The following is a 10,997-nucleotide window of genomic DNA, read 5'->3' as shown; positions in this document are numbered from 1 at the left end:
GGCAGCGCCGACGGAAGCCATCGATGGCGAAGTGTTCGATGCACTCGGCACCTTCGCCGAACGCCTTGCCCGACGCGCAACCGGCCGCCAGGCGAAAGGACCCGACACCGCCGTCGGCGAGCATCTCGAAGTCGCCGCCGCGTATGGCGTGACCATGGTCAGCTTCGAGCGTGACGAGAAGATCCAGCTCTGCTATGACGGCGACGCCTTCCGCCGTGTCCTGGCGCTGCCGGCATCCGATCTACAGAAAGCCCTGGCGGCGCTGGCGCTCACGCGTCACGACTGCGTCTCACCGAGGCTGACGCCGGTCGAGCGATTCGCCCTCGTTAACTGGCGGGCCGAAGTGCTGGACCGGATCGACACGTCCCGGCTCCCGGATGTCCTTAAGAACCGCCTGCACCTGCGCAAGGCCGGTGTCTGGGCAAGTCTCGCGTGGCAGCGGGCGAGACGGTCCGAACTCGGTGTCGCAGCCGTTGCCGAGGCAGCCAACCGCGCGGTGGACGAACTGGCGCTAATCAACAAGAGCGAGTTGGCGGAGACGGATGCCGCGACCTATAGCGACGCCGCGATTCGCGTCGGCGCTTCGCGCTGGGCGGCCGAGCCCGGGCTACCTCTCGACCCAATCAAGGCGCCGGTCGGTCTCGGCGTCGCGACCACTCCCGGTGAGCCAGGCGAGACCTGCGTGCATCTGGTCGATGCCCGGCACGACGTCAAGAACCCGCTGCTCACGCGCTGCACCTTCGGCATTGTCTGGTCGGCGTCGGCGGCAGCCCATCCTCAGGGTGGCGCCCTGACGTTGGCCGTGCAACCGCTCGATACTTGGCGCGAGATGTGGGTCTTTCGCCAGGAACCGACGGGCTGGATCGTCGATGTCGTCCCGCCGGCCACCGACACGCCCGACCTCGGCTAGGTCGAGTTCGCGGGTTGGGTGCCAGGGCACACGAAACTGCTCGCCGCCCGCGAGGCGAAGGTCGACGGCCGCTACAAGATCCGTTTCGAGCTGCTGAACCTGTCCAGCCTGGAGGTCGAGCGCTGGGCTGACAAACCGAGTTCGCTGTCGGTCTTCTACCGGTCTCAGGCGCCGGCGTGGAAGGCGCGGACAGTGAGCATTCGCTGAGGTTTTCTGGAGGGGACGCGGCCCAGACCCGCGGGTGTTACTTCCCGATATCCTCCTTCATGCCATGGATCGCGACCGAACGGGTCACGATCCATGGCTCGCTGCACTTCGTCCGGCCTGAACCTCGCGGGCATCGGCGAACGGCGTTCGTTCGGCCGGCGACGATTCACGTTTCATCTGCCGCGGGTGGCTTGAAACGCCCTGCTGGTCGGTGAAACGGTGCTCGGGAAAGGTGCGGGTTGTGGACACCCGCGGGCCGAAGGATCGGTTGGGTCTATTCCCGCGGCTCAATAATCATGGCACGTTGGTACAGGTCGACGGTCAAGGCCGCGATGTGCTCTGGTGTCGCGTGATCCCCTGGGCTTCCAGGACAGCCTTCAGGATGCCCTCCAGAACGGCAGGGTCGTGACGGTGTTTGCGGCTCTTCGACATCGCTGACGCTTTTGGAGTCCGTGGCGTAAGCCCCGCCGACTTGGGCTGTGACGCGCCGGCCACGGCCGGTCGCGAGCCAGTCAAGGGTGACGCCTCCGGCGGCGGCAATGGCCCAAGCCTTGTCCAGCGAGGGCATTCGTCGGTCGTTCAGGTAGGTCCGGAGCACGGATTCCGCCATCCCGCACTTCCAGGCAAAGGACGCCACGGAGTGGTCGCCGATCAGCAGCTTCAACCGGGCCGCAAGCGCGCCCAATTCGATTTCAGGAAGGGAATGGCTCGCGTGCGCTTGGTCGGAAGCCATGGCATCAGGCGGCGATTCGCCCGTGGATTCGAACTTGCTCATCGTCGTCCGTTCAGTATCGGCGGTGGATTCGCGGTTCGACACCAGTGCCGCATTCACGCGAACGCACTCGATCTCCTGCCGGGAAACGGTCGGAGGAGCTTACTGCGCCCCGACAACCCGCATTCGCTGCAGCGTCAGCACAAAACTCACGCCATCGTCCACATTGCGAACGGCGATCGTGCCGCCCATCTTGGCCATATAGGTCTTGGCAACGAACAGGCCCTGGCCCCGGTTGCCGTTGGCGCCGGCTTCCGCCAACTCGGAGACGCCGTACTCGAAGATCTTGTCCATGAAATCCTCGGCGACGCGCTGACCGACGTTGTGAACGGTCACCGTCGCAGTGGTCTCCGTCGTCTCCAGGGTGAGTGTAATCGGCGTGCCGGGCTGGCGATAGCGGTCGGCGTTCTTGAGGATGTGGGAGAAGACGTCTTCCAGAGGGTACTCGTCGGCGCGCACGGGCACCGGTCCCTGCGCGGGCGCGCAACGCACGTCGGCAAAGCCCGCGTTGTCGGCGACGTTGCGCAGGAATTCGGCGATGTCGACCGCCTGCACCTGCAGGGTGGACGACTGGAACGTCTCGCTCGGACTGGCGCCACCGTACAGTACACGTACAGCCTGCTGCATGCGGCTGATGTAGCGGTGGCTTGGGTCTCCTGCATGGCGATGCAGTGCCAGGAGGGACTGCAGCGGCGACATGATTTCGTGACCGACCGCGTGCCAGAGGTCTCTTTCCTGCTCCGCGCGGATCCTTTCCCGCTCGGCGTCCTCCTTCACCCGACGCAGGAGATCGTTGAGACAGTTGGCGAGGATGCCCAACTCGTCACCGCCCCGCAGGTCCGCCAGGTCGAAGCGATCGAGGCCGTCGGTCGTCTTCACGCGTCTGGAGAGCGCGCTGGAACAGCGGGTGAGGTGGCTAATGCGGCGGATGATGCCGATTTCGATGACCAGCCACGCCAGCGCGATGGCCAGCAGCATTGCGCCGACGAACCAGGAAACGCGGGTGGCGACGGCGCTCAGGATCTGGTTCACGCTGCGCGCGTCACCGTGGAGCACAATCTGATAGTTGCCCATCGGCGTCGCCACCTCGTCGGCGAGTTCGACCGGGGCGTCGAAACGTTCCACCGGCAGCTTGCGAATCAGGCGCGTGAGCAGGAGCGACGATTCCTCGATGACCTCGTGCTTGCCGCGCAGTTGTACTTGATCCGCTTCTTCATCGCGGCCGGCCTTCCGAATCGTCAGGGTTTCGCCTGGCAGGAGAAGGTCCGTCAGGTCGTTGAGGGAGAAGGGTGCAACGGCACCGTCGGCGTTGCTATCAAAAATTGCCGGGCCGTCGCCGGGCGGCAGCACTTCGACGCGGACCTGGAACTGGTCGAGGTCCGGTGGCGGCCACTGGGGCTTTTCCGGCTGGAAGAGCGCGTCGCGCAGGACGTCGATGGGCAGGCGCAATGAGAAGAAGGATTTCTTCTCGCAGGCTTCATCGCTCTCGCTGGCGGCGTCAAGGCACCTGCCGCTCTGCCATACCCAGCCACGGAATTCCTTCACCGGCATCTCGCCGGTGTAGTCCCGGTCGTCGAGTTCCACGTAACCGGTGAAGCGACCCCGCCGTCCCCGACGCTCGCCGGCGCTCATTACGGCCCGGGACTTCAAAGGGCGCGAGCCAGCGGTAGGTCTCTCCACGCAGGCTGACCACTACCCGCAAGCGGTGGGCACCATCGAGAAACTCGTTACCGATGCGGTGAGGAACGAGCGTGCTGCTGACGAACGTACCGGCCGCATAGATGAAGCCGCCGGCCCAGGCGTTGTTGGCGATGGCGACGCACAGACTGCCGTAGTTCTTGTACTGGACCAGGCAACCGGCCATTTCCACGGCGTGACGGACCTTGCCCTGGTCGTCGAAATCGATGGCCGAGAAGGGCAGCATGACTGGGCGTAGCGGTGTCACCGGACCGTCGTCGCGCGGCGGGTTGAGCAGCGCCCGCTGGCCAGCCGGGTGGCGCAGGCGGGCGACGATCTGTTCCTTGGTCTTGGCGAAGCTCGCCTGATAGTTGTCGTAGCTACGCTGCTTCTCCTCCTGCAAGACTGCGACCGCCATGGCGACCACGGCCAGCGCAAGTAGCAGGAAGGCGCTGCGAAAGAGGATGCGCAGCCGGAACGATGCCAGCCAGGCCAGCGGTTTCATTCCGGCGACCTCAGCGAAGGGGCGCGGAGACGCGCCGGAGCGCCACGGAGGAACCTGCTGCCGTCCATCACCCGCCTACCGATCGCTTGCGCCTGTAGGGATTCGGTCGGACCAGCGGAAGCCGCGCATGGGGATGTTCTCGATACGGTCGAACTCCTCGTCCAGTTCTCGGAAAGCTTCGCGAATGCTGCTGATGTGTTTACGGATGTTGTCCCGATTACGGCCGCTTTTGACGACCTGGAAGAGTTCGTCGTAGGAGACCACCTGGCCGCGCTTCTCGTAGAGCGTGGCGAGGATGCGCTGGGCGGTCAGTGGCAGGTTGACGCGCTTGCCTCGCCAAAGGGGCGTGCTTTGCCGCAGGGGGGGTCAATGGAGAGTTCGTTACCGGCAGGCAAAGGGGGCTTGCCGTTGTCGCGCTGTCGAGAGGCGCGCAGGATTTCCAGAAAGGTGTCGATGAAGTCGCGTTCTTCAAAGGTGGTCTTCTGCAGGTAATCCCAGGCATCGAGCGCCTTCATGATGCTGCGGTAGAGGGTGGCGGGCATCGCCGAGACCACCAGCACCGGCGTGCCGCTGCCGCCCTTGTTGATGGCGTTGATGATCGCCACGCCGGCATGGCGTTCCCGCCCCAATTCGATATCCAGCACCACCAGATCGTAGTTCTCGCGGGCAATGGCGGCTTCGGCATCGTCGCGGGTGAACCACTGTTCCACGGTGATGTCCGGGTGCGCGGAGAGAATCCATTCCTTGAGTTGATTGCTGGTGGGAATGTCGTCTTCGATGATGGCCACTCTGAACATGCGGCGCTCCGTTCCTGTGTTGCGAAAGTATCCCTGTTTTTGACGGAGGAGCCACTGCCGTGGCGTGAATGTTTGTTCACGCGTCGGTAGCAATGGGCGCGCTCCGGAACATCAACCGCACAGCGTGGACCGAAGTCGCCCGGCGGCGGCATGGATTGCTCCAAGGCTTCTGCGGCACCATGACTGCCATGAGAGATCGGCCGGCGTATCGACGTGCCACTTTTCGGAACGGGGCAGGTAGGCTATGCCCCGGAAGCGTACCGCAGTGGAGGGAGCCACCATGTCGGATCGTCTGAGAAACCTCGTCGCAAGCCTGCTTCAAATCCGGGAAACGCTGGCCTTTACCATTTTTCTGGTGGGCACAGATCGCCGGTGCCGTCGATCCGCGCGCCCCTTATGAGGCCACGAGACCGGGCAGTGGTACTGCAGGAGACCTGCAGCAACACGCCGCGACGATCGAGCGCTCTTGACCGCAAGCGGAGCACCGCCAGAGCACCTGGCCACGTGCGAAGGACGAGTTTTAAGCGTCGGCCTCGAAATGTGACCGGAAAAGCCGTATCTCGGCCGCAGGGGGAGGCGGGCATTGCCCACGATTGCACCCAATCCCTATTCGATAAGGATTGGGTGGACCGCAGCCTTATGGAAGAAAAAGCCTGCTCATCGGTCTCGATTTACCCCCGGGACGAAGCCCTGCAAGGCCTTGAAGCCCGCCCGGTCGGCGAATTGGCCGTCCCTGATGACCGGGAAGTGCGTTGGCCCCTGCGATAGCCAGCGCCTTGGGGTGTCCGGGCTAAGGCGTTTTGGCGGATTTCTCAAAAGGATTGCTGGGGTGGCGAATCCTTATCTTTAAGAGGGGGCACGAACGGCCGATGGAGGACGGCATCAGGGACCTGCGAGCACTGTTGCAAGCTCAGCTGAGAGACGTGTTCGAGCAGGCGAGAGACCTTGGCAATCGCTACCTGCAGGAAATCGTGGAGGCGAACACCGCAAAGGGCTGGAATCAGAAGAACCGGTTGCAGTTTCGGGTTCGGCAGCGGGGCAATGCGATCGCCCTCGAGTGGTACCTCATCAACTGGTACGGCAGGAAGGATCAGGGCCGCGAGCTGCGCCGAACGTACATCCCGAAGCGCAACAAGAGCAGGCGGCGGGATGCGCAAGTGTTCGGCTACAGCATGGAGGACCTGCTTTGCCACACCTCGGGGTGGGACGATGATCTGGTGACCGCTGTCGAGAGCGAGGCCAGCGCCTATCGCCGTCAGGCGCACTTCCTTGCCGACATGCTCGTGACCCTGGGGCGCCTGGAGCGGTTTGCGACGGCGCAGACGCAGGGACCGTCGCCGGGCGCGCAGAAGGAGTCCTTGTCATGAACAAGCCCCCTCGTTATCTGGTGAGCGATCAGTTCGATCTTGGCATGCTTGCCTCGTTGGCCGCGGACATTACGCTAACGGAGCTTTCCCTCGACGACGTGTGCCAACGCATCGAGGATGCCGAGCGCGAGCACGAACTGGGCCTTCATGGCGGATGGGCTGCAGCCGTGACAAACAAAGCGGCGGTCACGCTGGTGCTCAACGCACCGATATTGCTGGTCGCCCGGCGGGTGAAAACCGATTACGGGGTGATTTTTAAATGGGTGCAGGTCGAAGTGATCAACTGATTTTCTCGCGGTGCTCTGGGCGGTGATGAGCGCTTGGTCCATGATCCAAAGGCGCAGTCAACGAGAGGCCGGAATTGAGAAATCGCGCGAACGTTGTCGATTAGAAACCCTCCGGGCGCGATCCATCGCATTTCTTCAGCGCCGATTCAGGGAACTAGGGCGGGCCAATCGGCTCGAAAAAAAATCGTGGTGTCGAATAAGCCTGTACTGGCTTAAAATCCGGATAAGTAGCGTTTTTTCAGCGTTCCATTTCAACCAGTAACACCTCTCAGGAGATTCCATGCCGAACTACCAGGAACTGATTGCCCAACGGGACGAACTCAATCAACGGATCGACGAAGCCCGTAGAACTGAAGTGGCAGAAGCGATTCGTCGGGTGAAGAACATTATTCAGGAACACGGATTGACCGCGGCCCAGTGTGGTTTTGGCGCAGGCGCTGCAAGCGTCAAGAAAGCGCGCATCCCCGTCAAAGCCAAATACATTACGCCCGACAGAACAGTGACCTGGAGCGGTCGTGGAAAGTGTCCGAATGTGTTCAAGGCGTTGGTTGACGCAGGTCACCGGATGGAAGACTTCTTGCTGAAGTGAGTTATAGGCCCAACCCGCTCATTGTTGTGAGCGATCCAGCATGGTTGTATTCTGCGATTGAGCTTTACGCTCTTTCTGTGTGCAACGCGGGTTCGTTTCGATGTCTGACAGGACCGTGAGAATCTCGTGGTGGCCGCCTCATTGATCGTATCTGCTCCTTCTCGCTGCCGTGTCCGCAACCACTCAAGCAGGAGATAAGATCATGGACATGACCATCGCTTCAAGTGCGTTTGCGAACAACGCGACAATCCCCAAGCTCTACACGTGTGAGGGCAAGGATATTTCCCCGCCACTGGCCTGGAGTAGCGTACCAACGGCGGCAAAGAGCCTGGTTCTTATCGTGGACGATCCCGATGCCCCCGATCCCGCCGCGCCGCGCATGACCTGGGTTCACTGGGTGCTGTACAACCTGCCGGTTGAAAGCACCGGGCTGCCGGAGGCCGTGCATTCGTTGCCGGCAGGCACGCTCGATGGACTGAACGACTGGCAGCGCGCTGGCTACGGAGGCCCCTGTCCTCCCATCGGTCGGCACCGCTATTTCCACAAGCTCTACGCGCTCGACGTTGTGCTGCCCGACTTGAAGGAACCGACCAAGACGGCCTTGGAGGACGCGATGAAGGGGCATGTCGTTGGGGAAGCGCAGTTGCTCGGTACCTATCAGAAGGGGCGTTGATCTCGCTTTGCACGAAAACCTTGCTCCCATCGTTTTCTGCGTTCTGATGGGCGCGACGCTTCCCGACCCGCCAGCGCTGTGGTTGTCCGGTCGTCGAACAGTTAAAACCGGTAGCGACGGACTCCACGAGAGGACCATGATGTCCGTTTGGGGGCATCGCCTGGCATGTTGGAGGCGCTATCAACGCCCTTTGGCAACGTGTCGGTCGAAGACTGACGAACGATACGGGCGCCGGCATTGCCGGCCACTTGCGGCATGAGCGTCGCGTACAATCGTCGCAAGTCGCCTTCTCGGAACTTCGGGCCGCCGATGCCGGACTTCCCGAGGAATCATCATGGGTGGGCTCGGTGTTTTAGTGGCGGCAGATTGACTCCATTTCTTCAAGGCACGACGTGACGCAAGAGGACCAAACTCCAGGCTGCTCGCCGCTCGCTCAAGCGGTGACGCGAGACGGCAAGACCGTTCCAATCGATATCTACGAGAACGGAGAAGGTGGCTGGCTTCTGGAGGTGGTCGATGAACACTGGAACTCCATCGTTTGGGATGGCTCGTTTGCCAGCGACCGCGAAGCGCTCGACGAAGCCCTGAACACTATTGACGGTGAGGGAATTGGGGCGCTGATTGGTTCGCCGAGTGGCGAGCAGAAGGCGATGGATTTCCATCAACCGTTGTCTGAAGCGGAACTCGACGAACTCGACGACTTTCTCGCCGACGAGGCCATCGAGACAGGTCGATGGATGTCTCGATGATGGAAGGGTTTCTGACCGCGGTCGCGATCGGACCCCGGATGGTGCTGCCGTCGGGATGGTTGCCCTGGGTGTGGGATATCGAGAACGGCCAAGCCGAAGCAGGGTTCGAGAGCGAGGAACACGCCAATCGAATCATCTCGCTCGTCATGCGACACTACAATGCGGTGGTCCAAACGTTCATCGACGATCCTGCATCGTTCAAATCGGTTTTCTGGCGCGGCGACCAGTGGGGTGCAGCCGAATGGTGTGACGGTTTCAGTCTCGGTTTTCAGTTCAGCGACGAGGCGTGGAGCCTGCTCGGTGGTGGGCAACCTACCTGGTTCGCCCCTTTCCTGCGTCTGGGTACCGACGATGGCATCTCCATCACCAACAACACTGGTGACGCTGAAAAATGGATGAACGAGATCGAACCGTCGCTCGTGAAAATGCACGCCTACTGGAAAGACAAACCTGGCAGCCAGCCTGGCGGAGTCATCCAGGACGAATTCCACCTTGCCGGGCAGAAAGAAGTCGGGCAGGTCGTTCGTGGCGGGCCAAAGGTCGATCGCAACGATCCGTGTCCTTGTGGCATTGGCAAGAAATTCAAGAAGTGCTGTGGAGCCAACGACGCTCCGGCCGCTTTGCATTGAGCGGCGTGAGATGGAGACGCCGCGTTCACCGTTTCGTTGAACCACGACTTGGGAATGGTGCCGAGAGGCGAGGGGTAAGCCGAACAAAACTCCCTGCGGTCCCGAAGCGTCCTGACGCAGCGCTCCATGCGCGACCGCTACTCGGCCGAGGGTGACTGCTTGGCCGATCCGCTAACGCGGTACCTTCTACACCGAGCAGAATGCTTGGCAGATCATGCCATGCGACAGGTGACTGACCGGATAGGACCCAAACCTCCCACATAACGCTCGCAAACGCTTTGGCAACCTGCTGACTACAAAGTGGCCGAGTTCCCTGCAATTTACGATGGCCTGCGTTTTGTGAATCCGGGGCGACGCACGTCTTACGGAACAAGTTTTTGATCGCGTAAAGTGCGACGGTACGCTCCAGCCGCGATTGCGAGCGCGACGACAAGCAGCGCAGCCGCGACCGAGAACGTGATGCGCATACCGCTGGCAACGGCCTCGGGGCGTGCCGTTGTTATGTCGGTCGTCGCCGAAGCGAGGGCGAACACAGCGCCCATGACCGATGCCCCGGTGATCAGTCCCAGGTTGCGTGACAAGTTGAGCATGCCGGAAGTGGCGCCGCTCAGGTCCGGGCTGACATCCGTCATGACGTTGGTGTTGTTGGCCGTCTGGAACAGCGCGTAGCTGGAGGTAATGACGACGATCGGTGCGATGTAGCCAGGGACGCCGAAAATCGTCGGCAGGATGGACAGCGTGAAGGCGCCCGCTGCCATTCCGAGGAGCCCAATGGTGATCATGCGTGGTGGCCCAAACCGGTCGGCCATGCGTCCGGCTGGCACGGCGGTCAGTGCAGCAACAAGCGGGCCGACGGACAAGACAAGTCCAACATGCGCGGCGTCGAGCCCGAGGGTACGCGAAAGATAGAACGGCCCGACCACCAGCGTCGCCATCATCACCGTCGAGACGAGCATGCTGGTGGCGAGACTCGAACTCAGCACGAGATTGCGGAACATCGCCAATCGGATCAACGGTGGCGCTGCCCGTTTCTCGGCAAGCACGAAGAGGCCGGCTCCAAGGACAGAAGCCAACAGCAGAGCGACGTTGAATGGGCCAAAACTGCCGCGCCCGGTCGTCATGGCTAGCGCATATGCCGCGAGTGTCAGGGCCAGCAGCAGCGTGCCCAAACCGTCGAAGCCGGGGCGCTCTGCGTTCAGTCGCTTGCGATCATTCGGCAGGTAGCGATGTGCAAGGAAAAGAGCCAGGACACCCAGTGGCAAGTTGATCAAGAAGATGACCCGCCACCCGAGTTCGGCGATCAGAATGCCGCCGAGTGATGGGCCGAGCGCGGTACCTACCGCGGACATCGTTCCGAGCAGCCCGATGGCGCTACCGGCCTTTGCCTTGGGAACCGTTTCACCGACAAACGCCATGGTGAGGGCCATCATGATGGCCGCGCCAAGACCCTGCAGTGCACGCGCAGCAATCAGTAACCAGAGCGTGGGAGCGACACCGCACACGCTTGATGCCACCGTAAACAGGAAGATTCCGGCAAATAGCAGCCGCTTGCGGCCGGTAATGTCACCGAGCCGGCCGACGCTGACGATCGTGGTGGTGATGGCCAGGAGGTAAGCGAGGACGATCCACTGGACCTCCTGAAAGGAGGCATTGAATGCCTCCGCAAAGTTTGGCAATGCCACATTGGCGATGCTCGTGCCGAGCGAAGATAGCAAGACGGCTAGCGAAAGGGTGGCGAGCGCCCAGCGCAGCGACGGTGCCTGTTCAGCGCTTCGATAGACGGCCCCATCTTGGTCTGCAATGATTGCGTTCATCATGAACTCCTTGTTGTGACT

General features: G+C 61.9%; 11 protein-coding genes and 2 pseudogenes. 8 read left to right on the top strand and 5 right to left on the bottom strand.

Features of this window, described 5'->3' with window-relative positions; translation table 11 throughout:
* A pseudogene (locus E4Q23_RS00385) lies at positions 1 to 910 on the top strand (hypothetical protein); the annotation flags it as partial.
* Between the two features lie 18 nt (positions 911 to 928).
* On the top strand, positions 929 to 1,117 hold the full coding sequence (locus tag E4Q23_RS00380; RefSeq protein ID WP_169064801.1) for a hypothetical protein: 189 nt from the start codon (positions 929 to 931) through the stop codon (positions 1,115 to 1,117).
* 274 nt (positions 1,118 to 1,391) lie between these two features.
* Here the strand turns inward: E4Q23_RS00380 and E4Q23_RS24455 are convergent, their stop codons facing one another.
* The 4 genes and pseudogenes from E4Q23_RS24455 to E4Q23_RS00365 all read right to left on the bottom strand — a co-directional run bounded on the left by E4Q23_RS24455 (position 1,392) and on the right by E4Q23_RS00365 (position 4,868).
* Entirely contained in the window at positions 1,392 to 1,949 is a 558-nt protein-coding gene (locus E4Q23_RS24455; RefSeq protein WP_169064800.1) for a helix-turn-helix domain-containing protein, read from the bottom strand.
* A gap of 42 nt (positions 1,950 to 1,991) precedes the next feature.
* Entirely contained in the window at positions 1,992 to 2,516 is a 525-nt protein-coding gene (locus E4Q23_RS23405) for a sensor histidine kinase (RefSeq protein WP_248595151.1), read from the bottom strand.
* 871 nt (positions 2,517 to 3,387) lie between these two features.
* Complete coding sequence (locus tag E4Q23_RS23400) at positions 3,388 to 4,071, bottom strand: hypothetical protein (protein ID WP_248595147.1); 684 nt, start codon at positions 4,069 to 4,071, stop codon at positions 3,388 to 3,390.
* A 75-nt stretch (positions 4,072 to 4,146) separates the two neighbouring features.
* Positions 4,147 to 4,868, bottom strand: a pseudogene (locus tag E4Q23_RS00365) (response regulator transcription factor).
* A gap of 869 nt (positions 4,869 to 5,737) precedes the next feature.
* Here E4Q23_RS00365 and mobI point away from each other — a divergent pair.
* From mobI to E4Q23_RS00335, 6 genes are all read left to right on the top strand, one after another.
* Positions 5,738 to 6,235 carry a conjugative transfer protein MobI(A/C) gene (gene mobI, locus E4Q23_RS00360; RefSeq protein WP_169064799.1) on the top strand — a complete coding sequence of 166 codons (498 nt, stop codon included), beginning with the start codon at positions 5,738 to 5,740 and terminating at the stop codon, positions 6,233 to 6,235.
* Positions 6,232 to 6,522: a hypothetical protein gene (locus tag E4Q23_RS00355; RefSeq protein ID WP_169064798.1), complete on the top strand. Its 291-nt coding sequence runs from the start codon at positions 6,232 to 6,234 to the stop codon at positions 6,520 to 6,522. The genes mobI and E4Q23_RS00355 overlap by 4 nt, the downstream gene beginning before the upstream one ends.
* Before the next feature lie 280 nt (positions 6,523 to 6,802).
* Positions 6,803 to 7,111, top strand: coding sequence for an H-NS family nucleoid-associated regulatory protein (locus E4Q23_RS00350; RefSeq protein ID WP_169064797.1), 309 nt, complete (start codon positions 6,803 to 6,805; stop codon positions 7,109 to 7,111).
* A gap of 202 nt (positions 7,112 to 7,313) precedes the next feature.
* Positions 7,314 to 7,784: a YbhB/YbcL family Raf kinase inhibitor-like protein gene (locus tag E4Q23_RS00345; RefSeq protein WP_169064796.1), complete on the top strand. Its 471-nt coding sequence runs from the start codon at positions 7,314 to 7,316 to the stop codon at positions 7,782 to 7,784.
* A gap of 392 nt (positions 7,785 to 8,176) precedes the next feature.
* Positions 8,177 to 8,533 carry a hypothetical protein gene (locus tag E4Q23_RS24705; RefSeq protein WP_336511571.1) on the top strand — a complete coding sequence of 119 codons (357 nt, stop codon included), beginning with the start codon at positions 8,177 to 8,179 and terminating at the stop codon, positions 8,531 to 8,533.
* Positions 8,518 to 9,162, top strand: a complete 645-nt coding sequence (locus tag E4Q23_RS00335) for a UPF0149 family protein (RefSeq protein ID WP_169064795.1) — start codon at positions 8,518 to 8,520, stop codon at positions 9,160 to 9,162. Before E4Q23_RS24705 ends, E4Q23_RS00335 begins: the two co-directional genes overlap by 16 nt.
* 362 nt (positions 9,163 to 9,524) lie before the next feature.
* Here E4Q23_RS00335 and E4Q23_RS00330 read toward each other — a convergent pair whose 3' ends face one another.
* A complete protein-coding gene (locus E4Q23_RS00330) occupies positions 9,525 to 10,976 on the bottom strand; it encodes an MFS transporter (protein WP_169064794.1) in 1,452 nt (483 codons plus the stop codon).
* Positions 10,977 to 10,997: the final 21 nt, after the last annotated feature.

This window comes from Candidatus Accumulibacter phosphatis (assembly GCF_012939955.1).
Taxonomy (GTDB): Bacteria; Pseudomonadota; Gammaproteobacteria; order Burkholderiales; family Rhodocyclaceae; genus Accumulibacter; species Accumulibacter delftensis.
The sequence above is the reverse complement of the archived record's forward strand: the minus strand, read 5'-3'. Positions and strand labels throughout refer to the sequence as shown.